We start from the raw sequence: 23,781 nt of genomic DNA on the forward strand, positions 1-23,781 counted from the left end.
CGGGCCGGGGCGGCTCAGGCCATGAGGACAGCTCGGGCCATGGGGACGGTCCGGGCCGAGCACGGCTCCGGCCGGGGACGGGCTCAAGCCAGGCGCGGCTCGGACCGGAAGCGGCTCGGGCGTGAGGACGGTCCGGGCCGGGGCGGCTCAGGCCATGAGGACAGCTCGGGCCATGGGGACGGTCCGGGCCGAGCACGGCTCCGGCCGGGGACGGGCCCAAGCCAGGCGCGGCTCGGGCCGGGCGCCCGCCCCTCAGCCGTGGGCCACGTCCCGCCACGCCTCGGTGAGCGCACCCGCCACGTCCTGCGCGCCCACCGGCGCCCCGTCCGCCGCGAACCGGCCTGCCAGGCCGTGCAGGTACGCCGCGACACTGCCCGCGTCCAGCGGGGACAGTCCCGCCGCCAGCAGGGAGCCGGCGAGCCCGGACAGCACGTCCCCGCTGCCCGCCGTGGCCAGCCAGGAGGTGCCGGTCGGGTTCACTCGTAGGGCGCCGCCGTCCGCGGCGGCCACGAGCGTCGTGGAGCCCTTCAGGAGCACGGTCGCCCGGTACCGCGCGGCCAGTTCGCGGACTGCGCGCAGCCGCCCGGCCTCGACCTCCCGGCGTTCGACGCCGAGCAGCGCGGCGGCCTCCCCCGCATGCGGGGTCATCAGGGTCGGGGCGCGCCGGTCCCGTACGGCGTCCGGGTCGGCCAGCCGCAGCCCGTCCGCGTCGATCAGCACCGGCACGTCGGCGGCCAGCACCTCCGCCACGGTCGCCGCGTCCTCCCCCGCCCCGGGACCCACCACCCACGCCTGGACCCGGCCGGCGTGCGCGGGTCCCCCCTCGGACACCAGCGTCTCGGGGAAACTGGCGATCACCGCCCGGCCGGCGGGGCCGACGTACCGCACGGCGCCCGCGCCGCCCCGCAGCGCCCCGGCGACGGCGAGCACGGCGGCGCCGGGGTAGCGGGCGGAACCGGCGGCGACGCCCACGACGCCCCGGCGGTACTTGTCGCTCTCGGCGCCCGGCACGGGCAGGAGCCGGGCCACGTCGGCGTGCTGGAGTGCCTCCAGTTCCGGTTCGGCCGGCAGGGTCAGGCCGATGTCGACGAGCCGCACCGACCCGGCGTACTCCCGCGCGGGGTCGATCAGCAGCCCCGGCTTGTGCGTCCCGAACGTCACCGTGAGGTCGGCGCGGACTGCCGTCCCGTGCACCTCCCCGGTGTCGGCGTCGACGCCGCTCGGCAGGTCCACGGCGACCACCGCGCCGCGCGACCGCGCGGCCGCCTCCGCGAGGGGCACCGCCTCGGGCCGGAGTCCGCCCCTGCCGCCGATCCCGACGATGCCGTCGACGACCAGATCCGCCCGCTCGACCAGGTTCACGGCCCCCTCCGCGCCCACCGCCCGGCCGCCCGCCCGGCGCAGCGCCGCGAGCCCCCCGGCGTGGGTGCGTTCGGGAGCGAGCAGCACCGCGGTGACGCCCGCGCCTCGCCGGGCCAGCCGGGCACCGGCGTACAGGGCGTCGCCGCCGTTGTCCCCGCTGCCGACCAGCAGCACCACCCGGCTGCCGTAGACCCGCCCCGCCAACTCGGCGCAGGCCGCGGCGAGTCCGGCGGCGGCGCGCTGCATCAGCGCCCCCTCCGGCAACCGCGCCATCAGGTCCCGCTCCGCCGCTCTGACCGTCTCCACGCTGTACGCAGTACGCATGTGTCCGAGTCTCCCGCACCGGCCGCCCCGGCTCCCGGAACCGGCGGCGGGCGCGCGGCCGTCGGAACGGGACGGCAGCGGAAGCGGACGTCGGCTGCCCTCCAGTGGGTCCTTGCCCGTCCGGCTACCGGCGCCGGTTGCGTCTCAGCCGGAGCAGCGCGAAGAGGATGCTCAGCGCGGCCGCGACGACGAGCATCGCCTCGCCCCAGACCGGCAGGTCGACCGCCACGCCCGGGAAGGCCAGCGGGAGATCGCCCCCGCCCGGGGCCGGCCGTCCGTGCATGCCGTCAGCCCTCGGCCACGACGACCGCGGAGGCCACGCCCGCGTCGTGGCTGAGCGACACGTGCCAGGACCGGACGCCGAGCTCGGCGGCCCGCGCGGCCACGGTGCCGCGCACCCGGATCCGGGGCCGGCCGCTGTCCTCGCAGTAGATCTCGGCGTCGGTCCAGTGCAGGCCGCCGGGTGCCCCCAGGGCCTTGGCCAGCGCCTCCTTGGCGGCGAACCGCGCGGCGAGCGAGGCGACGCCCCGCCGCTCACCGCCTGCCAGCAGCAACTCGCTCTCGACGAAGAGGCGTTGAGCCAGTGCCGGCGTGCGTTCCAACGACGCCTCGAACCGGGCGATCTCGGCGACGTCGATGCCGACTCCGATGATGCTCATGCGGGCACTGTACGGCCGCGGCGCGCCGCGGCGGGAGCGGGAGACCCCGTCCCGCCGGGCGCGCCGGCGCGTTCGGGTCAGTTCAGCTTGGCCAGCTGGGCGTCCGAGATCTCGGCCGGGAAGTCGAAGTCCTTGCCCTGGGCGAGGGCCGCGAAGTCGACGGCGGCGAAGGAGACGACCGTGGAGCCCTTGCGGGCGACGACCATCTTCATGGGCGCCTGCACGCCCTCGTCGAGGTCCATGTCCGCCGTGATGGAGCGGCCCTCGTCGGCGCCCTTCGGCTCGTCCGTCGTGGTGACCTTCACCGTCTTGGTCTTCTCACCGACCGCGGTGTACGTGTAGCCGCCGGCGCACTTCTTCAGGGCGGCGTCGACGTCCTTGATCACCTGCTCGGCGCCGCCGTCCTCGTAGGAGGCGAGGGTGATCAGCACCTTGCCCCCGCCGAGGCCGGCCAGCAGCGCCTCCTGCGGGTCGGCGTCCGCGGCGGGCTTCTCCGGCGTGCCGGTCCAGGACCGCTTCACCGTCGCCGCCGGGGAACCGACCGGCACGCCGCTCTGGAGCCGGGCGAGCGGCAGGCAGGTGGCGTCCTCGGTGGTGACCTGGTCGGCGGCCGCGTCGTCCGTGGCGGGCAGCTTGGTGACCACCTTGCCGTCCTTGACGTCGGCCTGGACCAGGCCCGCCTTCTCCAGTTCGGCGGCGGTCAGCGTCTTGGCCGCGGCGGCGGGCGAGGACGAGGCGGCGGACGGGGCGTCGCCCTTGCCCTCGTCGCCCTTGTCGTCGGATCCGCCGCAGGCGGTGGCGAGCAGGGCGAGGGCCGCGGCGGAGGCGGCGAGCGCGGTACGGCGGACGGCGGTGGACTTCACTATGGGCTCTCTTCGGGACAGTGCGGACAACTCCGCAAGCGTGTGCGCACCTTAGGCACGGGAAACCCATAAATGATCAAGGAATGAACCATCCGGTATCCGACCGTGACGTCGGCGTGATCACGCAGCCCCCGGGGGGGGCGGGTCCCGCACCGCTCCGCGGCGCGCGCGTGACGCACCCCACCCACCGTCCCGTTCGAACTCCGTTAACAATGGACTGTGATCTCACCGGTCTCCTCGATGTCTCGCAACGCCCACCGGCAGCGGCCGGAGGCGTCCCCGTACGTGGACCTCACCCGTGCGGAGTGGAGTGCGCTGCGCGAGAAGACACCGCTGCCGCTGACGGCCGACGAGGTGGAGCAGCTGCGCGGGCTCGGTGACGTCATCGACCTCGACGAGGTGCGGGACATCTACCTGCCGCTGTCCCGGCTGCTCAACCTCTACGTGGGCGCCACGGACGGCCTGCGGGGCGCGCTGAACACCTTCCTCGGCGAGCAGGGCTCCCAGGCCGGCACGCCCTTCGTCATAGGGGTCGCCGGATCGGTGGCCGTGGGCAAGTCCACCGTCGCCCGCCTGCTGCGGGCACTGCTCTCCCGCTGGCCCGAGCACCCCCGCGTGGAGTTGGTGACGACCGACGGGTTCCTGCTGCCCACCAAGGAGCTCCAGGCCCGCGGCCTGATGTCCCGCAAGGGCTTCCCCGAGTCCTACGACCGCCGCGCGCTCACCCGGTTCGTCGCCGACATCAAGGCCGGCAAGGACGAGGTCACCGCGCCGGTCTACTCCCACCTGATCTACGACATCGTGCCCGGCGAGGTGCTCACGGTGCGCCGCCCGGACATCCTGATCGTCGAAGGGCTCAACGTCCTGCAGCCCGCGCTGCCCGGCAAGGACGGCCGGACCCGGGTCGGGCTCGCCGACTACTTCGACTTCAGCGTGTACGTGGACGCCCGGACCGAGGACATCGAGCGCTGGTACCTCAACCGCTTCAAGCGGCTGCGCGAGACGGCCTTCCAGGACCCCTCGTCCTACTTCCGCCGCTACACCCAGGTGGCGGAGGAGGAGGCCCTCGACTACGCCCGCACCATGTGGCGCACCATCAACAAGCCGAACCTGGTGGAGAACATCGCCCCCACCCGCGGCCGGGCGACCCTCATCGTGCGCAAGGGCCCGGACCACAAGGTGCAGCGCCTGCGCCTGCGCAAACTCTGACGGCGGGCCCGGCGGGCGTTCCGGCCCGCACGGCGGGGGCGCCGGGGCGCCCGGCCCGGGCCCGGCCCGGGCCGGGCGTCCGCCCGCCGTCCCCGGCCGGGGCAGGCCCGGCCCGGCCGGTGAGGCTGGTGTGCGGGTCAGCCCAGGGCCGACTTGACCGCGTCCGCGAGACGGCCGGCCACGGAGCGGGCCTGGTCGATGTCGGCGGCCTCCACCATCACCCGGACCAGCGGCTCCGTGCCCGAGGGGCGCAGCAGGACGCGGCCGGTGGCACCCAGCTCCTGCTCGGCGTCCGTGACGGCCGCGGCGAGTTCCTCGGAGGTCTTCACCCGGGACTTGTCCACGTCCGGCACGTTGATGAGCACCTGTGGCAGCCGCTCCATCACCGAGGCCAGCTCCCGCAGCGGGCGCCCGGTCTCGGCGACCCGTGCCGCCAGCAGCAGTCCGGTGAGCGTGCCGTCGCCGGTGGTGGCGTGGTCCAGGATGATCACGTGGCCGGACTGCTCGCCGCCGAGGGCGTAGCCGTTGCGCTTCATCTCCTCCAGCACGTACCGGTCGCCGACGGCGGTCTGCACGAGCCGGATGCCCTCGCGCTCCATGGCCAGCTTGAAGCCGAGGTTCGACATCACGGTCGCGACGACGGTGTCGGAGCGCAGGGCGGAACGCTCCCGCATCGCCAGGGCGAGCACGGCGAGGATCTGGTCCCCGTCGACCTCCTCACCGGTGTGGTCGACGGCCAGGCAGCGGTCGGCGTCGCCGTCGTGGGCGATGCCGAAGGCGGCCCCGTGCTCCACGACGGCGGCCTTGAGCCGGTCGAGGTGGGTGGAGCCGCAGCCGTCGTTGATGTTCAGCCCGTCCGGCTCGGCACCGATGGTGACGACCTCGGCTCCGGCCCGCGCGAAGGCCTCCGGCGAGACGCGGGAGGCGGCACCGTGCGCCTCGTCGAGGACGATCCGCAAGCCGTCCAACCGGTTCGGCAGGACGCCGACGAGGTGGGAGACGTAGGTGTCGAGGCCCTCCGCGTAGTCCCGCACGCGGCCGACGCCCGCGCCGGTCGGGCGGTCCCAGGGCGCGCCGGTGCGGTGCTCGTCGTACACGGCCTCGATGCGGTCCTCCAGTTCGTCGGCCAGTTTGTGGCCGCCGCGCGCGAAGAACTTGATGCCGTTGTCCGGCATGGCGTTGTGGCTGGCGGAGAGCATCACGCCCAGGTCGGCGCCGAGCGCGCCGGTGAGGTGGGCGACCGCGGGCGTCGGCAGCACGCCGACCCGCAGCACGTCCACGCCCGCGCTGGCGAGACCGGCGACCACGGCGGCCTCCAGGAACTCCCCGGATGCGCGCGGGTCACGTCCCACCACGGCGGTCGGGCGATGACCCGCGAAGGTGCCCGCCTCGGCCAGTACGTGCGCGGCGGCCACGGAGAGGCCCAGCGCCATCTCCGCCGTCAGGCCCGCGTTGGCGACGCCACGCACGCCGTCCGTGCCGAAGAGTCGTCCCACTTGTCCTCCTGAGGAAGCGTCAGTGTCGAAAGACCGTGCCGTGGTGACGTCCCCGGCCGTGCCGGGGCGTTGGACCTGCCCGCGCGTTCGACGGTTGTGCCGCTGACGAAAGATGTGATGTGTTCGGCGGTCGCGATGCGTGTGCGGCTCGCGCATCCGTGGCCATGACGGGCCCGACCATCCGATCACATTAGCGTTTGAGCGCCTTGTGTCGTTATACGCCCGCGGTGGTGAAGAAACGAACGCCCCGGCGGCACAAAGGCGTGCCGCCGGGGCGTTCGGAGTACCTGCTGGTGCCAGCTGCGACTAGCGCTTGCTGTACTGCGGGGCCTTGCGGGCCTTCTTCAGACCGGCCTTCTTCCGCTCGACCGCACGGTCGTCGCGGCGCAGGAAGCCGGCCTTCTTGAGCGGGCCGCGGTTGTTGTCGACGTCGGCCTCGTTCAGCGCACGGGCGACACCGAGACGGAGCGCACCGGCCTGACCGGAGACTCCGCCGCCCGCGATGCGGGCGATGACGTCGTAGCGGCCCTCGAGCTCGAGCACCTTGAAGGGCTCGTTGACTTCCTGCTGGTGCACCTTGTTCGGGAAGTAGTCCTCGAGGGTGCGACCGTTGATCTTCCACTTGCCGGAGCCCGGAACGATCCGGACGCGGGCGATGGCGTTCTTGCGACGGCCCAGGCCGGCGGCCGGCTGCGGCTCGCCGAAGCGGGAGGCCATGGACTCCGAGGTGTACTCGCCCTCGACGGGGGCCTCGGACTCGGTGGTGTAGCTGTCGATGTCAAGCTCTTCGAGCGGCTGCTCGGCAGTGGTCTCGGCCACGATGCTCCTCAGATTCTGTTCAGTCTTAGGGGGTGGCCGGACTTACTGCGCGACCTGGGTGATCTCGAACGGCACCGGCTGCTGGGCAGCGTGCGGGTGCTGGTCGCCCGAGTAGACCTTCAGCTTCGAGAGCATCTGACGGCCCAGGGTGTTCTTGGGGAGCATGCCCTTGACGGCCTTCTCGATGGCCTTCTCGGGGTTCTTCGCCAGCAGCTCGTCGTAGCGGACGGACCGCAGACCGCCCGGGTAGCCCGAGTGGCGGTACGCCATCTTCTGGGTCCGCTTGTTGCCGGAGAGGTGCACCTTGTCGGCGTTGATGATGATGACGAAGTCACCGGTGTCGACGTGAGGGGCGTAGATCGGCTTGTGCTTGCCGCGCAGGATGGAGGCCGCAGTGGAGGCCAGACGACCCAGGACGACGTCCTGAGCATCGATGACGTGCCACTGGCGCGTCACATCGCCGGGCTTGGGGCTGTACGTACGCACGGTTCGTAGCCTTCGCTTCTTCAGTGAATGGTCCTGACAAGGTCACCGAAGACGATCACGACAGCCCTGACCGCACAGCGGTGACGCAAACCGCGTGCTGGTCGCTGGTCATCGGCCCGGTGGACCGGTGTAAGGGCCCCTCACGTGAGAATGAGCAAGCCAATACACATAACGAACCTGCAGACTACCCGTCCTCGGCCGGACGGGTCAAAACGGGGCCAGGGCCGGTCGGCCGTGCGGCCCCGGCACCGGCGCCCCACGCCGGTACACCCACGGTACGCCGCCCCGGCCGGGTCCGTACAGGCACGCCGTCCCCGGGGGGCGGACACCGGCGCGCCCCGGCCGCCCGGAGGGCGCACCACGCGACCGCACGCCCGCGCGCACGCCGTCGCCCGGGCCGGGGTCCGGGCAGCGTCAGCCCGGGCAGCTGCGGCACCAGCGCCAGCCAGAACCAGGGGCGCCGGGCCGCCGACCCGGCGTACGGGAGGCCCGCCAGCAGCAGCGGCCCCAGGACCAGCAGGTGGTCGCGGAGGGAGGGCCGCAGGACGAGGAACGCCGACAGCATCAGCCCCGTCGCCGTCTCCACCAGCCGCAGCCCCACCGGCCCCGGCCCGTGCCAGCGCCGGTGGGCGCACACGACGCCGGCTGCCGCGACGAGCAGCGTGAGACCCCAGGCGGCCGTCGGCGGCAGACCCGGCGCCGGCCAGACCTCCGCCGCCCCGGCGGGCAGCGCCGGATACGGGCCGAAGGGATCAAGGAGAGCGGAGGGATCCGGGAAAGCGGAGGGATCCAGGAGAGCGAAGGAAGCGAAGGGCGCGGAGGACCCCCAGAGGCCGGAGGGCGACGGCAGGCCGCCGGACAGCAGGGCCGGCGGGCCCGGCAGGAGCAGTGCCGTGTGCACCAGCAGCAGCGCCCCGAGCGCCCGCCACCGGTGCGCGAACACGAACAGCAGCACCGCCGGCGCGAGCAGCGGCTCCCGCGCCACGGCCGCGCCGAGCACCGCACCCGCCACCACCCACCCGCCCCGGCTCGCGAGCAGCAGACACAGGGGCAGCGCCAGCACGGCCGCCGCGGCCGTCACTCCGGCGGTCGCGTCCGGCACAGCCGCCACCGCGGCCGCCGCCGTCACGACCGGACACCCGGCCATGCCGGACCCCGCTGCGGCGCCTGGCGCGCGGGACCCGCCGGTCGCGTCACGCGCGCCCGCCGCACCGGACCAGGCTCCCCCGCCCGCCCCGTCGCGCATGCCCGCCGCGGCAGGATCCCGGTCGGCACACGCGATGGACCGGCCGCCGGGCCGGCCGGGTCCCGCAAGGCCCGCAAGGCCCGCAAGGCCCGCAAAACGGTGCGGCGCGATCCGTTCCGCCGACGACGGACGTGCGCCTCGTCATACGGCGCGCCACCGGCCCGTCGCGCCCCGGCGAGAGCTCCGGCGCGGGCGCCCCCGCCGCCTCCGCCCGAGGTCACACGCCCCGCGTGCGCGCCCGGTGCCGGCACCCGCGCCCCGGACGCCGCCCCCGGGAGCCCGCGAACGGGTCGCACCAACCACCCGCAGATGTCGCTTTTGCCCGTCGTCATGCGGGCAACGCTAAGGGCTGCACGGCTCGTTGAGGCGGAACAGCACACCTCGCGCCCCGTCTAAGATGCGCCCCATGAGTTATGGGCAGGGGGGACCTCAACCGCAGTGGGATCCCTGGAAACCGCAGTCTCAGCAGCCCTGGAACAGCGGCGGCTCGGGCCAGTCACCCGACTGGGCCGCGCTCGCCGACGCCTCCGAGGCCCGTCACAAGCGGCGCCGGCTGTTCTTCATCGGCTCAGGCGCGCTCGCCACCGTCGCGATAGGCACGGCCGTTGCGGTGGCCGTCGTCTCCGCAAACGGTGACAACCGGACCGCGGGCGGACCGTCGTCCCAGCTCCCCGGCGTCGCCACGATCCCGAGCGCCGAGGCCACGGTGCCCTCGTTCGCCCCGACGAGCGCCCCGCCGCCTCTGGATCCCGCCGACTTCATCGCCAGCGCGAAGAAGGACCGGGCGCCCCTGGCCCCGGACGTCCTCTTCCCCGGCACCCAGCTCACCATGGGCGAGACGGTGTACAAGAAGGGCCCGACGGCCGACACCCGCAACTGCGGCTCCGCGGCGAAGGCCACCCTCCCCAAGGTGCTGACGGACAACGACTGCACGCGCCTGATGCGTGTCACCTACACCAAGGACGACGTCGCGGTGACGGTGGGCGTAGCGGTGTTCGACACCGAGGCTCAGGCGGCCAAGGCGAAGCAGCAGGCGGACAAACGAAGCATCGTCAAGTCCCTCGCGGGCGGCGGCGTCAAGGAGTTCTGCGACGGCGCGGTCTGCCGCTCGACCACCAACTCCGTCGGCCGCTACGCCTACTTCACCCTGTCCGGGTTCACCGACGGCAAGGACGTGAAGGAGAAGGACAGCGTGGTGTTCGCCGCGGGCGACGACCTCGCGGAATTCACGTTCCGTCAGATTCGCCGCCGGGGCGAGGCGCAGGCGTCGGCAGCGGCCAACGGATGACCTCGGGGGCCGGCCCGGCGGAAGCCTCCGGCCCCGTGGCTCAGCAGCAGCCCGCCGAGGGCAGCGAACGCCGGTTGCGGGCCTCCTTGTTGCGGGCGGCCAGCAGCTCGTCCGCCGGGTAGCCGACCTCCTCAAGGGTCAGCCCGTGCGGCCGGACGACATGCACGGCCGAGTCCCGTACGCCCGCCGCCAGCACCTTGCCGGGCCAGTCCGGCGGGCGGTGGCCGTCCCCCACGAACAGCAGCGCGCCGATGAGCGAGCGCACCATGTTGTGGCAGAAGGCGTCGGCCCGCACCGTCGCCGTGATCACCCCGTCCGCGCCCCGCTGAAGGCTCAGCTCCTGGAGCATGCGGATGGTCGTCGCGCCCTCGCGCCGCTTGCAGTAGGCGGCGAAGTCGTGCTCCCCCAGCAGCCCCCGCGCCGCCTCGTTCATGGCGTCGACGTCCAGGGGCCAGTCGTGCCACAGCACGTGGCCGCGCAGCAGCGGGTCGACCCCGCCCGGGTGGTCGGTGACCCGGTAGGCGTAGCGCCGCCAGATCGCGGAGAACCGCGCGTTGAAACCCGCCGGAGCCTCGGTGAGGGACCAGATCCGCACATCGCGCGGCAGCCGTCCCGCGAGCCGCTTCAGCAGCTTCTCCCGGTGCGCCTCCCACAGCTCGGCGGGCAGGTCCACGTGGGCCACCTGGCCGCGCGCGTGCACCCCGGCGTCGGTGCGCCCGGCCACGGTCAGCTCGTACGTCCGCTCCCCCGACCGCGTCACGGTCCACAGCGCGTCCTCGATCTCCCCCTGCACCGTCCGCCGGCCCCCGGCCTGCTTGGCCCAGCCGTGGAAGGCGGCACCGTCGTAGGAGAGGTCGAGGCGGATGCGGACGTGTCCGGGCTGTACTTCGTCACTCACCTCGGCATCCTCTCAGAACACGGCAACGGGCCCGCCCCCCGGAGGGAACGGGCCCGTCGTGACCCTGGGGCCGCGGAACGCCTTACGCGTCCTTCGACTCCTCGGCCGGGGCCTCGGCGGCCTCGTCCTTGGTCAGGTCGGCCTTGGCGTCCTCGGCCGGGGCCTCGGCGGCCTCGTCCTTCTTGAGGGCGTCTTCCTTGACCGCACGCTTCGTGGCGGCCTCGGCCTCGCCGGTGGCCTCCTGGGCGACGGTCAGGGCCTCGACCAGCTCGATGACGGCCATGGGCGCGTTGTCGCCACGGCGGTTACCGATCTTGGTGATGCGGGTGTAGCCACCGGGACGGTTCTCGTACCGCGGGCCGATCTCGGTGAAGAGCGTGTGGACGATGCTCTTGTCCGTGATCACCTGGAGCACCTGACGGCGGTTGTGAAGGTCGCCCTTCTTCGCCTTGGTGACCAGACGCTCGGCGTACGGACGCAGCTTGCGCGCCTTGGCCTCGGTGGTGGTGATGCGGCCGTGCTCGAAGAGCGACTTCGCGAGGTTCGCGAGCATCAGCTTCTCGTGCGCGGCGCTGCCGCCCATACGGGCACCCTTGGTGGGCTTCGGCATGGTTCTCTCCTGTGTGTCTGCCCCGGCCGTATCAGGTACCGGAGTCAGTATCCGAGCAGGCGGCCGCCTGTCGGAGATCCGGACAGGATCCCGGGGGAACCTGTCCGGAGGGTGCGGCGGGCCGCCCTGCGGCGGCCCCTCCGCGGAGCAGTCAGTACTGCTCGGTCTCTACGAACCCGGCATCCGCGTCGTCGTCCGCGCCGAAGGCGTCCGCGGCGGCAGTGGGGTCGAATCCAGGCGGGCTGTCTTTCAACGCGAGCCCCATGCCCGCCAGCTTCGCCTTGACCTCGTCGATCGACTTCGCACCGAAGTTGCGGATGTCGAGGAGGTCCGCCTCGGAACGGGCGACGAGCTCACCCACGGAGTGGATGCCCTCACGCTTGAGGCAGTTGTACGACCGGACCGTGAGCTCGAGCTCCTCGATCGGCAGCGCCAGGTCGGCGGCGAGGGCGGCGTCCGTGGGGGACGGGCCCATGTCGATGCCCTCGGCGTCGATGTTGAGCTCGCGCGCCAGACCGAACAGCTCGACCAGGGTCTTTCCGGCCGACGCCATGGCGTCACGCGGACGCATGGCCTGCTTGGTCTCGACGTCGACGATCAGCTTGTCGAAGTCGGTGCGCTGCTCGACACGGGTCGCCTCGACCTTGTAGGTGACCTTGAGAACCGGCGAGTAGATCGAGTCGACCGGGATCCGGCCGATCTCCTGGCCCACCTGCTTGTTCTGCACGGCGGAGACGTAGCCGCGACCGCGCTCCACGGTCAGCTCCATCTCCAGCTTGCCCTTGCCGTTGAGCGTGGCGAGGACGAGGTCGGGGTTGTGCACCTCGACACCGGCCGGCGGCGCGATGTCGGCGGCGGTGACCAGACCCGGGCCCTGCTTGCGCAGGTACATCACGACCGGCTCGTCGTGCTCCGAGGAGACGACCAGCTGCTTGATGTTGAGGATCAGGTCGGTGACGTCCTCCTTGACGCCCGGCACGGTGGTGAACTCGTGCAGGACGCCGTCGATGCGGATGCTGGTGACAGCAGCGCCGGGGATCGACGACAGGAGGGTGCGGCGGAGGGAGTTGCCGAGGGTGTAGCCGAAGCCCGGCTCCAGCGGCTCGATCACGAACCGGGAGCGGAATTCGTCGACGACCTCTTCGGTCAACGAGGGACGCTGAGCGATCAGCATGTGTGGATCAGATCCTTCATTCGTGGACGCCCGCTATTTGACGTCCGACGGAAACCGCACCCGGTGAAAAGTGCGGGTACTGCAAGGGTACGGGCGATACGGCCCTTGCGAGCCGTACCGCCCGGAACCTCAGGAAACCGGTGCCTCAGACGCGGCGGCGCTTCGGCGGGCGGCAGCCGTTGTGCGGGGTCGGGGTGACGTCCTGGATGGAGCCGACCTCGAGGCCCGTGGCCTGCAGGGAGCGGATCGCGGTCTCACGACCGGAGCCCGGACCCTTGACGAACACGTCGACCTTGCGCATGCCGTGCTCCTGGGCGCGGCGGGCGGCCGACTCGGCGGCCATCTGCGCGGCGAACGGCGTGGACTTCCGGGAGCCCTTGAAGCCGACGTGGCCGGCGGAGGCCCAGGAGATCACGTTGCCGGTCGGGTCCGTGATCGACACGATCGTGTTGTTGAACGTGCTCTTGATGTGCGCGTGGCCGTGAGCGACGTTCTTCTTTTCCTTGCGGCGCACCTTCTTGGCAGCGCCCTGACGTCCCTTGGGGGGCATCTCTTAACTCCTACGGGAGGTGGTCGGTCCTACAGCGAAGACCGTGGACAGGCGTCCGCTGCGGACTACTTCTTGCCCGGCTTCTTCTTGCCGGCGATGGCGCGACGCGGGCCCTTGCGGGTGCGGGCGTTGGTGCTGGTGCGCTGACCGCGGACGGGCAGACCGCGACGGTGACGCAGACCCTGGTAGGTGCCGATCTCGACCTTGCGGCGGATGTCGGCCTGGATCTCGCGACGAAGGTCACCCTCGGTCTTGAGGTTGTTGTCGACGTACTCGCGGATCGCGACGAGCTGCTCCTCGGAGAGGTCGCGAACGCGGGTGTTCGGGTCGACGCCGGTGGCGGCCAGCGTCTGCTGAGAAAGGGTCCGGCCGATGCCGAACACGTAGGTGAGGGCGATCTCCACGCGCTTTTCGCGCGGAATGTCAACACCGGAAACGCGTGCCATTCAATGGCTCCAGTTGGTTGTCGGAGGTCTTCCACAGGACCGGATCCCAGCCCGCCGTACCAGGTACGGACCGGGTCCCCGGCCTCCGAGCCGGGGGTGTCGAGCCGTGCGGCTCGGGACCTGCGTATGAACGTGTGTTGCTCGCGTCGCGCGAAGTCTGCGGAAAGACGCAGAGGGTGGACGTGCTGCGATCAGCCCTGGCGCTGCTTGTGGCGCGGGTTGTCGCAGATGACCATGACCCGGCCGTGACGGCGGATCACCCTGCACTTGTCGCAGATCTTCTTGACGCTCGGCTTGACCTTCATGGGATGTGAGGTTCTCCGGGTCAGTGCCATCACCCCGGCGGACCGGGGCGCGGGCAAGATCTACTTGTACCGGTAGACGATCCGGCCACGCGTCAGGTCGTACGGAGACAGCTCCACCACGACCCGGTCGTCAGGGAGGATGCGGATGTAGTGCATGCGCATCTTGCCGCTGATGTGTGCCAGGACCTGGTGGCCGTTCTGGAGCTCGACCTTGAACATGGCGTTCGGAAGAGACTCGACGACAGTGCCCTCGATCTCGATGGCACCTTGCTTCTTGGCCACGCTTCGCCCTTCGAATCGACTACCTTGATCAACTCAGACGTGCACCGTTCGGGATCCGAGCGCATGTGGACATGCGGGTGCACAAGAGCCGACGAGTCAGTCTACGTCAGGGCCCCCGGAAACACGAATCGGAGAAGTCTGCCCCACCCGGGAGATCTTTAACCGAGCGGGTCCGGGGCGGCCGTGATGCCCAGCTCCGCCAGCTTGGCCTTGCCGCCGTCCGGGGCGGTGAGGACCAGCGGTCCCTGCTCGGTCAGCGCGACGGAGTGCTCCCAGTGCGAGGACCAGGTGCCGTCGGTGGTGATGACGGTCCAGTCGTCCGACAGGACCTCCGTCTTCGGGGTGCCCAGGGACACCATCGGCTCGATGGCCAGGCAGAAGCCGGGCACCAGCTTGGGGCCCCTGCCGCGGCGCCGGTCGACGTAGTTCAGCAGGTGCGGGTCCATGTGCATCTCGGTGCCGATGCCGTGGCCGCCGTAGTCCTCGATGATCCCGTACTTGCCGCCGCCGGGCTTGGGCTGGCGGCGGATGTAGGTCTCGATGGCGCGGGAGATGTCGACGAGCCGGTTGCCCTGCTTCATGGCCGCGATGCCGGCCCACATCGACTCCTCCGTCACCCGGGACAGCTCCACCAGCTCCGGGGAGTGACCGGAGCCGACGAAGGCAGTGAAGGCCGCGTCGCCGTGCCAGCCGTCGACGATCGCGCCGCAGTCGATGGAAATGATGTCGCCGTCCTTGAGGACGACGTCGTCGGAGGGGATGCCGTGCACCACGACCTCGTTGACCGAGGTGCAGATCGTCGCGGGGAAGCCGCCGTAGCCGAGGAAGTTCGGCTTGGCGTTGTGCTCCGCCAGCACCTTGCGGGCGGCCTCGTCGAGGTCCTTGGTGGTGGCCCCCGGGACGGCGGCCTCGCGGGTGGCCGCGTGAATGGCGGCCACGACCAGCCCCGCCTCACGCATTGTGGCGATCTGCTCAGGGGTCTTGATCTGCACCATGGTGCCAGGGCCTTTCTCGACCGGGGGTACCGGTGGTTCGACGGGGGCGGCGGACACCCTCAACGATACGGGGGACTCCGCCCGCCCCCGCGCACAGCTCGGCCGCGGCTCCCGCTGGGAACCGCGGCCGGGCCCGTACGGCTACTTGTCGCGCCGCAGCGCCTCGAGCGCGCGACCGGTGACCTCGTCGACCGGTCCCAGGGCCGAGATCGTCACCACGAGGCCCTGGGCCTTGTAGTAGTCGATGATCGGCTCGGTCTGCGTGTGGTAGACCTCCAGGCGCGTGCGCACGGTCTCCTCGGAGTCGTCGTCGCGCTGGTAGAGCTCGCCGCCGCAGCGGTCGCAGACGCCCTCCTGCTTCGGCGGGCTGTAGCTCACGTGGAAGACGTGGCTGGAGTCTTTGCGGCAGATGCGCCGGCCCGCGATGCGCTTGACCACCTCGGCCTCGGGGGCCTCCAGGTCGAGCACCGCGTCCAGCTTGATGCCCTCGGTGGTCAGCAGCTCGTCGAGCGCCTCGGCCTGGGAGACGTTGCGGGGGAAGCCGTCCAGCAGGAAGCCGTCCTTGGCGTCGGGCTGCTCCATGCGGTCCTTGGCCATGGCGATGGTGACCTCGTCGGGGACGAGATTGCCCGCGTCCATGTAGGACTTCGCCAGCTTCCCGAGCTCGGTCTGCCGGCTGATGTTGGCGCGGAACAGATCACCCGTGGAGATGTGCGGGATGCGCAGTTTCTCGGCAAGGCGGGTGGCCTGCGTACCCTTTCCGGCACCCGGCGGCCCGACGAGGACGATTCGCATCAGCGGAGGAACCCTTCGTAATTGCGCTGCTGGAGCTGGCTCTCGATCTGCCTCACCGTCTCAAGACCGACACCCACGATGATCAGGATGCTGGTCCCGCCGAACGGGAAGTTCTGGTTCGCCCCGAAACCAGCCAACGCCATTGTCGGCACGAGAGAGATCAGGCCCAGATACAGCGAACCCGGCCAGGTGATCCGGTTGAGTACGTAGCTCAGGTACTCAGCGGTCGGTCGGCCAGCCCGGATGCCCGGGATGAAGCCACCATACTTCTTCATGTTGTCCGCGACTTCTTCGGGGTTGAAGGTGATCGCCACGTAGAAGAACGCGAAGAAGACGATGAGGAAGAAGTACAGAATGATGTGCGCCGTGGCGGACGGATCCGCGAGATTCTTCTGGATCCAGGTCGCCCAGCCGGACGTGGACCCGGCGAACTGCACGATCAGGGCCGGGATGTAGAGCAGGGACGCGGCGAAGATGACCGGGATCACACCGGCCTGGTTCACCTTCAGGGGGATGTAGGTCGACGTACCGCCGTAGGAACGGCGGCCGATCATGCGCTTGGCGTACTGCACGGGGATCCGGCGCTGGGCCTGCTCCACGAACACGACCAGGCCGACCATCACGAATCCGACGAGCATCACGGTGCCGAACTCGATCCAGCCGTCCGCCAGGCTGCCCTGCTCCTTGATGGCCCACAGGGCGGCGGGGAAGGTCGCGGCGATCGAGATGAACATCAGGATCGACATGCCGTTGCCCACGCCGCGGTCGGTGATGAGCTCACCGAGCCACATCACGACGGCCGTGCCGGCGGTCATGGTGATGACCATGGTGATGGTCACGAAGACCGACTGGTCGGGCACGATCTGGTTCGCAACGGGGCACCTCTCGAAGAGAGCACCACTGCGGGCGGTGGCCACCAGACCAGTGCCCTGGAGGATGGCGAGCGCCACCGTCAGATAACGGGTGTACTGCGTGATCTTCGCCGTACCGGCCTGGCCCTCCTTCTTCAGGGCTTCCAGGCGCGGGATCACCACGGTCAGCAGTTGCAGGATGATGGCCGCCGTGATGTACGGCATGATGCCGAGGGCGAAGATCGTGATCTGAAGCAGCGCACCACCGCTGAACATGTTGACCAGACCGAACAGACCCTGATTGGCCTCAGCGTTGTCGATGCAAGCCTGGACATTACGGTAGTCGACACCGGGGATCGGGACATTCGTACCGAGTCGGTACACCACGATGATGCCGAGCGTGAAGAGCAGCTTCTTGCGCAGGTCGGGCGTCTTGAACGCCCGGGCGAACGCGGTGAGCACGGTGCCTCCTGCGACCCCCGCGTGTGCGCGTGAGGTAGACGACGGAACGGAAGTGATGGTGTGCGGGACGAGGTTACGGCATGCCAGGACGCCTCCGGGCACCAGCGCCACAGCCTACCCACCTCCGGGCCCGGGCGGGAATGTCGAGCCACCCGGTAGCCCCGCACCAGGCAGGGCCGGAACCGACTACACAGGCTCGCCCCCTCCGGGCAAACCGAACAGTTGAACATAAAACACTTGACCGTACGATCGCCCCCCTCATACTGTCACTCCCGTGCAGCTGATCAACTCGCTGCATCAGAGCAGGGGCTGCGGCTGACCACCGCAACGTTTACAGCCTCAACTAACTGAAAAATGGGGGTTCAGTATGCGCGTGAAGCGCTCAATAGTGACCGTCACGACCGCAGTCGCAGCGGCCTTGGCGGTTGGCGTCACCCTGGCGCCTGCCGCTGCAGCCGGGAACGGTGACGGTAAGTGCTCCAGCACCGACATTTGTGTGTTCAATGACTGGGGGCACACCAAGAGCAAGGGCTACTACGACCTTGGCTCACCTGCCCTGAAGAACTTCCACGGCAGGTACTACTTCAACGACGGCGCGTACCTCGGAGACTCCATCTCCAGCTGGAACGCCGGCTCCGGCACCTCTTGCGCAGGATTCAAGTTCTTCGTCAACGTGAACCACAAGGGCGCCAGCATTAAGATCGCGAAGGGCACGAAGGGCGACTTCAGGAGCGCGTTCACCGGCCCGTTCGACAACAAGATCTCGTCCTACTCCAAGTACAACTGCCCCTAGTCTGCCTCAAAGCCGTGTGGTCCCATACCTGAGAGGTATGGGACCACACGGCTTTCGTGCACATACCGGTGAATCAATGAAAAGAACAGCACTCCAGTTGATTTCCGTCGCAGGCTTGGCGCTTGTAACAGGCTGTACGGGCGGTGATCACTCCTCTTCCCCCGACTCGGCGGAGCACTCGGAGCCGGAGGTACACAGCACCCCGACCGTGGGAGCGAACGACCTTCACGTCCAGCGCCCTCTCGACAGGTACCTTCCGAGCCCTGCCCAGGACCGCCGACTACACCAAGCAGAGGTAGTCGCAGTAAACCGCTGCCTCCGCGACCTGGACTATACGAAGCAGCGTCTCCCCAGTGCCTCACAGTCCACTCAGGAACCCAATGTATTCGAATTCTACTGGTTTCCTGATGCCGACCAGAGCGGCTACAACCTGCCTGCAGAAGAATCGGAGAACGCAGAATGGGATGAGACAGTACCGCCAGCCCTGCAGGGAATTCTGGACGGAACCTCGACTTCATACAGAAGTCATCGGGTCCCAAAGAACGGATGCTACGGGGAAGCCGGACGTCAGCTCACTCAGAAAGCACAACCTCCGAAGGAATTCGAAGAGGGCGGTATCACCATCTCACGGGTGAGCGACGTCAGCCCCAGAGGGCTGCTGGAATCCTACGTGAGCGTTATACGGCAGGTGCTGTCCCCCCGCATCGAACAGGACAGTCGAGTTAAGGATGTCGTATCGAAATGGTCCGCTTGCATGAAGTCAAGCGGGTACAGCTACAAAACACCGAGCCAGGCAGTGAATGACGAAAGATGGCAAGGGGACGAAAGCGATCAGGTAGCCCGCGTAGAAATACAAACAGCTACCGCCGACATGGCGTGCAAGCGACGAGTTCGATATGTCACCACCGTTGCAGCCGTCGAAAGCGCCTACGAGACCCGCTATATCAAGCAGAACCCCGGCCGTATGGCAGAATTCCGCAGTTTGCGTGAAGCATGGGACCACAACGCCGAGCAGATGTTGCGATGATTACATCCGGTTTCCCCCAGGACGAGCGGCAGGCGGACGCACCAAGTGGCGGCAGCGCACCTGAGTTGCCGCTGACGGGGCCCCCAAGGAGGCATCCCTGATCCGTGCGGCGGACATCGTCTTACTAGCTGGCATTCGGTGTGAGGCGACGTGCTCGATCGTGGCTGGCAGTGGCCTGGCTCCGAAGTTGTCCAAAACCAGCACCTGCAGTGGGGGGCGACGGCTCATGGTCTGGTTGGGTCCTGTTACATCGACCCCGACCATCTGCGCCCGCAGAGTCAATCAGCCGCCCAGGGGCCCGGAACCGGAGGGCTGGCTGGCTGCGTGGCGGACAGAAGCAACGACCGCCCCCGTGAGGGTGTAAAGGGCTCCGACTTCTTAGAACTCCCAACAGAATGACTCTTTGGGGTCGGTCGCCCGACCTGAGGTGCTGTCGGGGGGCATAGGGCGATGGACGTTGAGCGGCCGCTGCCCGGGAGGTGAAGGTCATCGAGGCGGCCTTGTTGTTCCGGCTGGAGGAGCGGGCGGGTGACATCGGCCTGAGTCAGCGGTTGGATCCGACGTGGGTGCGCGCGAATGTGGCGCCCGGCGGCACCCACTATCTGCGGCCGGCCTTGTGGCACACCCTGTCCCATCGGCCTGACGTTCCCGATCACGTGCGGTGCGAACTGCTGATCACTCTGCGTACGGGAGATCGCGTGGTGAGCTGGCTGGACCTGACCCCCGACGACTTCGCCCCGCTGCCGAAGGTGACCTCACGCGAAGCACTGATCGCGCGACGTGGTCCCGAACACGGCTCCGGATTCGGCACTCAATGCTGGGTTGACGAGCGCGCTTTCGCCCGCCTGCACTGGTCCCGCCGCCTGCGGATCCGCTGACAGATTCGCAACGACATCCACAAAGCCTTCCTCACCCTGAGATGCGCCAGCTTCACGCCGAGCGCGCGGACGGGACGGCGGTATTTGTCGTGGTCGTCGCCGCGGTCAACACCAAGCACGGCGTCGGGGCCGCGGCGGGGTCGGCCGCGCTTGCCCAGCACGGGCGGCTCTGCCTGAAGTAGCGGGACGAGCTGGGTGACGTCGTTACGGTTGCCACCGGTGAGGGGCACGGCGAGCGGGATGCCGGTGACGTCCGTGATCAGGTAGTGCTTGCCGCCCGTCCCGCCCCGGTCGACAGGGCTTCGTCTCGTCTCGGGGCCCCGGTCAGCCCTCGGATGTGGAGGCCGTCGACCACCGTCCTGGAGAGGGCCAGGGCGTCCGCGCTGCGGAGAGCTTGGCCGAGAGCGCTTGATGGAGCCGACGCCGCACGCCGGCTTCGGTCCACTCGGCCAGGCGTCGCCAGCACGTCATACCCGACCCGGAGCCGAGCTCCTGCCGCAGGTATTCCCAGGCGATCCCGGTATGCAGTACGAACAGGATGCCCGGGAACACCAGCCGGTCCGGATGACGCTTCCGCCCGGGATGACGAGTGCGACGTTCGATCTTCGGGAGCAGCGGCTCGATCACCGCCCACAGTTCGTCATCGACGTCCCACGGCTACCGCCGAGCCACCCTGCCCCCTCAGATCAACGGCCCCGGAGTGATCCAACCAACTCGAAGATCATTTCGTATGGACGGCATCATCCATTGGATGGCACGGTCATGGCTCGTATGACCCGCTTGACGCTGGGTCCCCGCCGAGCCCCTCTGCCCCATGCGATCGGCCCTGAATGGCTGCCGAGCAGATTGCGGATCCGCTGCCCGGGCGCCGACGCATGACCTTCAGGACGCCTAGCCGAAACAGTTCCTCCGTTCGGCCAGTTTTGGGGCACCCGTTACTGGCTCTAACCAGATCGCAACACGGACTCGTGTGTAGATCGGCGTCAGCCCCACTTCGCAAGAAGCAAAGTGGGGCCGCGTATCTGGCAGGCCACCTTACCGGCGAGACTGCCGCCCTAGGAACGACCAACCGGGGATACCCCAAATGTGGGGTATCCCCGGTCGGGATCGCTCAAGTCATTGGCTCGTCCGAGGGGTTCAGACGAGCTCGGTGACGGTACCGCCGGCGGCGGTGATCTTCTCCTTGGCGGAGCCGGAGACGGCGTCGACCGTCACCTGCAGCGCCACGGAGATCTCGCCCTGGCCGAGCACCTTGACGAGGCTGTTCTTGCGAACGGCACCCTTGGCGACCAGGTCCTCGACCGTGACCTCTCCGCCCTCGGGGTAGAGGGAGGCGAGACGGTCCAGGTTCACGACCTGGAACTCGGTCTTGAACGGGTTCTTGAAGCCCTTCAGCTTCGGGAGGCGCATGTGCAGGGGCATCTGGCCACCCTCGAAGCGCTCCGGAACCTGGTAACGGGCCTTGGTGCCCTTCGTACCACGACCGGCCGTCTTACCCTTCGACGCCTCACCACGACCGACACGGGTCTTGGCGGTCTTGGCGCCCGGGGCGGGACGGAGGTTGTGGATCTTGAGCGGGTTCTGCTCCGCCATGATCAGTCGACCTCCTCGACCGTCACGAGGTGGCGGACGGTGTGCACCATGCCGCGGAACTCGGGGCGGTCCTCCTTGACGACCTGCGTGTTGATCCCCTTGAGACCAAGGGAGCGCAGGGTGTCACGGTGGTTCTGCTTGCTGCCGATGTAGGACTTGACCTGCGTAATCCTGATCTGCGCCATGATTACGCACCCGCCCCGGCGCGTGCACGGAGAAGAGCCGCGGGGGCGACGTCCTCGAGCGGCAGACCACGGCGGGCCGCGATCTCCTCGGGACGCTGCAGGCCACGGAGGGCCTCCACGGTCGCGTGCACGATGTTGATCGCGTTGTCGGAGCCGAGCGACTTCGACAGCACGTCGTGAATGCCGGCGCACTCGAGCACGGCACGCACCGGACCACCGGCGATCACACCGGTACCCGGGGAGGCGGGCTTGAGCAGCACGACTCCGGCAGCCTTCTCACCCTGAATGGGGTGCGGGATGGTGCCCTGGATGCGGGGGACCTTGAAGAAGTGCTTCTTGGCCTCCTCAACGCCCTTGGCGATGGCGGCCGGCACCTCCTTGGCCTTGCCGTATCCGACACCCACGGTGCCGTCACCGTCGCCCACCACGACCAGCGCGGTGAAGCTGAAGCGACGACCACCCTTCACAACCTTGGCGACGCGGTTGATCGCGACGACGCGCTCAACGTACGCGGTCTTCTCGGCGGCAGCAGCGCCGCCGTCACGGCCCTTCCGGTCCCGCCGCTCGCCGCCACCGGCGCCGCCACCGCGGCGCTGGGGTCCAGCCATTGGAATTACCTCTCTCTGTTTCCGCTAGCTCCGGAACCGGCTCAGAACTTGAGCCCGGCTTCGCGGGCGGCGTCCGCCAGGGCGGCGATGCGCCCGGCGTACTGGTTGCCACCACGGTCGAACACGACGGCCTCGACACCGGCTGCCTTGGCACGCTCGGCGACCAGGGCACCGACCTGCTTGGCCTGCGCGGACTTGTCGCCCTCGCCACTGCGGATCGAGCTGTCCAGGGTGGACGCCGACGCCACGGTGTGGCCCTTCAGGTCGTCGATCACCTGCGCCACGATGTGGCGGTTCGAGCGGGTCACGACGAGACGGGGACGCTCCGCCGTACCCGCGACCTTCTTGCGGATCCGGATGTGACGGCGCTTGATCGCGGCGCGCTTGTAGGCGTCGCCCTTGAGGATCTTCTGCCCGTATGCCATGGCTTACTTACCCGCCTTTCCGACCTTGCGGCGGATGACTTCGCCCTCGTACTTGACGCCCTTGGCCTTGTACGGGTCGGGCTTGCGCAGCTTGCGGATGTTGGCCGCAACCTCGCCGACCTTCTGCTTGTCGATGCCCTCGACCGAGAAACGGGTCGGGGACTCCACCTTGAAGGTGATGCCCTCGGGGGCCTCGACCAGGATCGGGTGGCTGTAGCCGAGGGAGAACTCCAGGTTCGAACCCTTGGCGAGCACGCGGTAACCGACACCGCTGATCTCGAGCTTCTTCACGTAACCCTGGGTCACGCCGGTGATCATGTTCGCCACCAGCGTGCGCGACAGGCCGTGCAGGGCCTTGTTCTGACGCTCGTCGTTGGGGCGGGTGACGTTCAGCACGCCGTCCTCACCCTTGGCGATCTCGATCGGCGCCACGACGGTGTGGGTCAGCGTGCCCTTCGGGCCCTTGACCGCGACCGTACGGCCGTCGATGGTGACGTCCACGCCGGCGGGAACCGCGATGGGGAGCTTGCCGATGCGCGACATAGCTGTTTCCTCCGTTCCCTTCTGCTACCAGACGTAGGCGAGGACTTCCCCACCCACGCCCTTCTTGCCGGCCTGCTTGTCGGTGAGGAGCCCGTGCGACGTGGAGATGATCGCCACGCCGAGGCCGCCCAGCACCTTCGGCAGGTTGGTGGACTTCGCGTACACCCGGAGTCCGGGCTTGGAGATCCGCTTGATGCCCGCGATGGAGCGCTCACGGTTGGGGCCGAACTTCAGCTCCAGGACGAGGTTCTTGCCGACCTCGGCGTCCTCGACCTTCCAGCCCGTGATGAAGCCCTCCTGCTGGAGGATCTCCGCGATGTGAGACTTGATCTTCGAGTGCGGCATCGCCACGGAGTCGTGGTACGCCGAGTTCGCGTTCCGCAGACGCGTCAGCATGTCTGCGATCGGATCAGTCATGGTCATGAATTGGCCTTCGGCCTCTCTCGCCGGGGTTTCCTGGTGCGCCATCCCTCTCCCCGATCCGAGACGGGACGGGTGCGGCGCGGTGGACCTACGGCGTAGTAAGCAATCATTGGCGGGCGGTGTGCCCGCGTGGCGTACGGGGCCGGCAGGCGCCCAACCCCACAAGCCTAAGGCATGCGGAGTGGG

General features: G+C 69.4%; 29 protein-coding genes and 1 pseudogene. 5 read left to right on the forward strand and 25 right to left on the reverse strand.

Going from position 1 to position 23,781, the window contains the following annotated elements; genetic code table 11:
- Positions 1–252: 252 nt before the first annotated feature.
- From ACIRPP_RS04760 to ACIRPP_RS04775, 4 genes are all read right to left on the reverse strand, one after another.
- Positions 253–1,686, reverse strand: coding sequence for an NAD(P)H-hydrate dehydratase (locus ACIRPP_RS04760; protein WP_403638012.1), 1,434 nt, complete (start codon positions 1,684–1,686; stop codon positions 253–255).
- Between the two features lie 124 nt (positions 1,687–1,810).
- Positions 1,811–1,969: a hypothetical protein gene (locus ACIRPP_RS04765; RefSeq protein ID WP_403638013.1), complete on the reverse strand. Its 159-nt coding sequence runs from the start codon at positions 1,967–1,969 to the stop codon at positions 1,811–1,813.
- 4 nt (positions 1,970–1,973) lie between these two features.
- A complete protein-coding gene (locus ACIRPP_RS04770) occupies positions 1,974–2,345 on the reverse strand; it encodes a holo-ACP synthase (protein WP_192232466.1) in 372 nt (123 codons plus the stop codon).
- A gap of 77 nt (positions 2,346–2,422) precedes the next feature.
- A complete protein-coding gene (locus ACIRPP_RS04775; protein WP_403638015.1) occupies positions 2,423–3,208 on the reverse strand; it encodes a hypothetical protein in 786 nt (261 codons plus the stop codon).
- 240 nt (positions 3,209–3,448) lie between these two features.
- Here ACIRPP_RS04775 and coaA point away from each other — a divergent pair, with 240 nt between their 5' ends.
- Positions 3,449–4,417 (forward strand): type I pantothenate kinase, encoded by a 969-nt coding sequence (gene coaA / locus ACIRPP_RS04780; protein WP_164337255.1) that lies wholly within the window; start codon positions 3,449–3,451, stop codon positions 4,415–4,417.
- A gap of 137 nt (positions 4,418–4,554) precedes the next feature.
- On the opposite strand, the gene glmM is transcribed toward coaA, so the two are convergent.
- The 4 genes from glmM to ACIRPP_RS04800 form a co-directional block, all read right to left on the reverse strand.
- Positions 4,555–5,913 (reverse strand): phosphoglucosamine mutase, encoded by a 1,359-nt coding sequence (gene glmM, locus ACIRPP_RS04785; protein WP_360593576.1) that lies wholly within the window; start codon positions 5,911–5,913, stop codon positions 4,555–4,557.
- Between the two features lie 306 nt (positions 5,914–6,219).
- Entirely contained in the window at positions 6,220–6,732 is a 513-nt protein-coding gene (rpsI, locus tag ACIRPP_RS04790) for a 30S ribosomal protein S9 (RefSeq protein WP_164335014.1), read from the reverse strand.
- A 42-nt stretch (positions 6,733–6,774) separates the two neighbouring features.
- Complete coding sequence (gene rplM, locus ACIRPP_RS04795) at positions 6,775–7,218, reverse strand: 50S ribosomal protein L13 (protein ID WP_019526965.1); 444 nt, start codon at positions 7,216–7,218, stop codon at positions 6,775–6,777.
- Positions 7,219–7,402: 184 nt separating this feature from the next.
- Positions 7,403–8,320, reverse strand: coding sequence for a hypothetical protein (locus ACIRPP_RS04800; protein WP_403638017.1), 918 nt, complete (start codon positions 8,318–8,320; stop codon positions 7,403–7,405).
- 550 nt (positions 8,321–8,870) lie between these two features.
- Here ACIRPP_RS04800 and ACIRPP_RS04805 point away from each other — a divergent pair.
- Positions 8,871–9,752 carry a hypothetical protein gene (locus tag ACIRPP_RS04805; protein ID WP_403638019.1) on the forward strand — a complete coding sequence of 294 codons (882 nt, stop codon included), beginning with the start codon at positions 8,871–8,873 and terminating at the stop codon, positions 9,750–9,752.
- 40 nt (positions 9,753–9,792) lie between these two features.
- Here the strand turns inward: ACIRPP_RS04805 and truA are convergent, their stop codons facing one another.
- From truA to secY, 10 genes are all read right to left on the reverse strand, one after another.
- Entirely contained in the window at positions 9,793–10,650 is an 858-nt protein-coding gene (truA, locus tag ACIRPP_RS04810; RefSeq protein WP_403638021.1) for a tRNA pseudouridine(38-40) synthase TruA, read from the reverse strand.
- 82 nt (positions 10,651–10,732) lie between these two features.
- The gene (gene rplQ / locus ACIRPP_RS04815; protein WP_362090631.1) at positions 10,733–11,260 is read right to left on the reverse strand and encodes a 50S ribosomal protein L17; all 528 of its coding nucleotides are present in this window, start codon (positions 11,258–11,260) and stop codon (positions 10,733–10,735) included.
- 151 nt (positions 11,261–11,411) lie between these two features.
- On the reverse strand, positions 11,412–12,434 hold the full coding sequence (locus ACIRPP_RS04820) for a DNA-directed RNA polymerase subunit alpha (RefSeq protein WP_003966937.1): 1,023 nt from the start codon (positions 12,432–12,434) through the stop codon (positions 11,412–11,414).
- A 145-nt stretch (positions 12,435–12,579) separates the two neighbouring features.
- On the reverse strand, positions 12,580–12,984 hold the full coding sequence (rpsK, locus tag ACIRPP_RS04825; RefSeq protein WP_003948617.1) for a 30S ribosomal protein S11: 405 nt from the start codon (positions 12,982–12,984) through the stop codon (positions 12,580–12,582).
- Positions 12,985–13,049: 65 nt separating this feature from the next.
- Complete coding sequence (rpsM, locus tag ACIRPP_RS04830; RefSeq protein ID WP_164332821.1) at positions 13,050–13,430, reverse strand: 30S ribosomal protein S13; 381 nt, start codon at positions 13,428–13,430, stop codon at positions 13,050–13,052.
- A gap of 191 nt (positions 13,431–13,621) precedes the next feature.
- The gene (gene rpmJ, locus ACIRPP_RS04835) at positions 13,622–13,735 is read right to left on the reverse strand and encodes a 50S ribosomal protein L36 (protein ID WP_003974245.1); all 114 of its coding nucleotides are present in this window, start codon (positions 13,733–13,735) and stop codon (positions 13,622–13,624) included.
- Between the two features lie 60 nt (positions 13,736–13,795).
- Positions 13,796–14,017, reverse strand: coding sequence for a translation initiation factor IF-1 (gene infA, locus ACIRPP_RS04840; RefSeq protein WP_003948620.1), 222 nt, complete (start codon positions 14,015–14,017; stop codon positions 13,796–13,798).
- A 158-nt stretch (positions 14,018–14,175) separates the two neighbouring features.
- Positions 14,176–15,012 (reverse strand): type I methionyl aminopeptidase, encoded by an 837-nt coding sequence (gene map, locus ACIRPP_RS04845; protein WP_403638024.1) that lies wholly within the window; start codon positions 15,010–15,012, stop codon positions 14,176–14,178.
- A 141-nt stretch (positions 15,013–15,153) separates the two neighbouring features.
- Positions 15,154–15,807: an adenylate kinase gene (locus ACIRPP_RS04850; RefSeq protein WP_403638026.1), complete on the reverse strand. Its 654-nt coding sequence runs from the start codon at positions 15,805–15,807 to the stop codon at positions 15,154–15,156.
- Entirely contained in the window at positions 15,807–17,120 is a 1,314-nt protein-coding gene (gene secY / locus ACIRPP_RS04855) for a preprotein translocase subunit SecY (protein ID WP_403638028.1), read from the reverse strand. The genes ACIRPP_RS04850 and secY overlap by 1 nt, the downstream gene beginning before the upstream one ends.
- 373 nt (positions 17,121–17,493) lie before the next feature.
- On the opposite strand from secY, the gene ACIRPP_RS04860 reads away from it, so the two are divergent.
- From ACIRPP_RS04860 to ACIRPP_RS04870, 3 genes are all read left to right on the forward strand, one after another.
- Complete coding sequence (locus ACIRPP_RS04860) at positions 17,494–17,913, forward strand: hypothetical protein (RefSeq protein WP_403638030.1); 420 nt, start codon at positions 17,494–17,496, stop codon at positions 17,911–17,913.
- Between the two features lie 631 nt (positions 17,914–18,544).
- A complete protein-coding gene (locus ACIRPP_RS04865) occupies positions 18,545–18,940 on the forward strand; it encodes a hypothetical protein (protein WP_403638032.1) in 396 nt (131 codons plus the stop codon).
- Positions 18,941–19,419: 479 nt separating this feature from the next.
- Positions 19,420–19,818, forward strand: coding sequence for a hypothetical protein (locus ACIRPP_RS04870; protein WP_403638034.1), 399 nt, complete (start codon positions 19,420–19,422; stop codon positions 19,816–19,818).
- A gap of 53 nt (positions 19,819–19,871) precedes the next feature.
- Here ACIRPP_RS04870 and ACIRPP_RS04875 read toward each other — a convergent pair.
- From ACIRPP_RS04875 to rpsH, 7 genes and pseudogenes are all read right to left on the reverse strand, one after another.
- A pseudogene (locus tag ACIRPP_RS04875) lies at positions 19,872–20,475 on the reverse strand (IS5 family transposase); the annotation flags it as partial.
- A 480-nt stretch (positions 20,476–20,955) separates the two neighbouring features.
- On the reverse strand, positions 20,956–21,411 hold the full coding sequence (rplO, locus tag ACIRPP_RS04880; RefSeq protein ID WP_164332817.1) for a 50S ribosomal protein L15: 456 nt from the start codon (positions 21,409–21,411) through the stop codon (positions 20,956–20,958).
- A gap of 2 nt (positions 21,412–21,413) precedes the next feature.
- Positions 21,414–21,596 (reverse strand): 50S ribosomal protein L30, encoded by a 183-nt coding sequence (rpmD, locus tag ACIRPP_RS04885; protein WP_164332816.1) that lies wholly within the window; start codon positions 21,594–21,596, stop codon positions 21,414–21,416.
- A 2-nt stretch (positions 21,597–21,598) separates the two neighbouring features.
- Positions 21,599–22,204 carry a 30S ribosomal protein S5 gene (gene rpsE / locus ACIRPP_RS04890; RefSeq protein WP_164332815.1) on the reverse strand — a complete coding sequence of 202 codons (606 nt, stop codon included), beginning with the start codon at positions 22,202–22,204 and terminating at the stop codon, positions 21,599–21,601.
- Between the two features lie 41 nt (positions 22,205–22,245).
- On the reverse strand, positions 22,246–22,629 hold the full coding sequence (gene rplR, locus ACIRPP_RS04895) for a 50S ribosomal protein L18 (protein WP_164332814.1): 384 nt from the start codon (positions 22,627–22,629) through the stop codon (positions 22,246–22,248).
- Between the two features lie 3 nt (positions 22,630–22,632).
- Complete coding sequence (rplF, locus tag ACIRPP_RS04900) at positions 22,633–23,172, reverse strand: 50S ribosomal protein L6 (protein ID WP_164332813.1); 540 nt, start codon at positions 23,170–23,172, stop codon at positions 22,633–22,635.
- Between the two features lie 24 nt (positions 23,173–23,196).
- On the reverse strand, positions 23,197–23,595 hold the full coding sequence (rpsH, locus tag ACIRPP_RS04905) for a 30S ribosomal protein S8 (RefSeq protein WP_004984520.1): 399 nt from the start codon (positions 23,593–23,595) through the stop codon (positions 23,197–23,199).
- Positions 23,596–23,781 lie beyond the last annotated feature (186 nt).

The sequence above is a fragment of the Streptomyces sp. NPDC101219 genome (assembly GCF_044767675.1).
GTDB lineage: Bacteria > Actinomycetota > Actinomycetes > Streptomycetales > Streptomycetaceae > Streptomyces.

Coding starts and splice junctions, on each gene's coding strand:
- ACIRPP_RS04760 (WP_403638012.1), bottom strand. CDS start 1,686: ATGCGTACTGCGTACAGCGTGGAGACGGTCAGAGCGGCGGAGCGGGAC.
- ACIRPP_RS04765 (WP_403638013.1), bottom strand. CDS start 1,969: ATGCACGGACGGCCGGCCCCGGGCGGGGGCGATCTCCCGCTGGCCTTC.
- ACIRPP_RS04770 (WP_192232466.1), bottom strand. CDS start 2,345: ATGAGCATCATCGGAGTCGGCATCGACGTCGCCGAGATCGCCCGGTTC.
- coaA (WP_164337255.1), top strand. CDS start 3,449: ATGTCTCGCAACGCCCACCGGCAGCGGCCGGAGGCGTCCCCGTACGTG.
- ACIRPP_RS04805 (WP_403638019.1), top strand. CDS start 8,871: ATGAGTTATGGGCAGGGGGGACCTCAACCGCAGTGGGATCCCTGGAAA.
- rplQ (WP_362090631.1), bottom strand. CDS start 11,260: ATGCCGAAGCCCACCAAGGGTGCCCGTATGGGCGGCAGCGCCGCGCAC.
- ACIRPP_RS04820 (WP_003966937.1), bottom strand. CDS start 12,434: ATGCTGATCGCTCAGCGTCCCTCGTTGACCGAAGAGGTCGTCGACGAA.
- rpsK (WP_003948617.1), bottom strand. CDS start 12,984: ATGCCCCCCAAGGGACGTCAGGGCGCTGCCAAGAAGGTGCGCCGCAAG.
- rpsM (WP_164332821.1), bottom strand. CDS start 13,430: ATGGCACGCGTTTCCGGTGTTGACATTCCGCGCGAAAAGCGCGTGGAG.
- rpmJ (WP_003974245.1), bottom strand. CDS start 13,735: ATGAAGGTCAAGCCGAGCGTCAAGAAGATCTGCGACAAGTGCAGGGTG.
- map (WP_403638024.1), bottom strand. CDS start 15,012: ATGGTGCAGATCAAGACCCCTGAGCAGATCGCCACAATGCGTGAGGCG.
- ACIRPP_RS04850 (WP_403638026.1), bottom strand. CDS start 15,807: ATGCGAATCGTCCTCGTCGGGCCGCCGGGTGCCGGAAAGGGTACGCAG.
- rplO (WP_164332817.1), bottom strand. CDS start 21,411: ATGGCGGAGCAGAACCCGCTCAAGATCCACAACCTCCGTCCCGCCCCG.
- rpmD (WP_164332816.1), bottom strand. CDS start 21,596: ATGGCGCAGATCAGGATTACGCAGGTCAAGTCCTACATCGGCAGCAAG.
- rpsE (WP_164332815.1), bottom strand. CDS start 22,204: ATGGCTGGACCCCAGCGCCGCGGTGGCGGCGCCGGTGGCGGCGAGCGG.
- rplR (WP_164332814.1), bottom strand. CDS start 22,629: ATGGCATACGGGCAGAAGATCCTCAAGGGCGACGCCTACAAGCGCGCC.
- rplF (WP_164332813.1), bottom strand. CDS start 23,172: ATGTCGCGCATCGGCAAGCTCCCCATCGCGGTTCCCGCCGGCGTGGAC.
- rpsH (WP_004984520.1), bottom strand. CDS start 23,595: ATGACCATGACTGATCCGATCGCAGACATGCTGACGCGTCTGCGGAAC.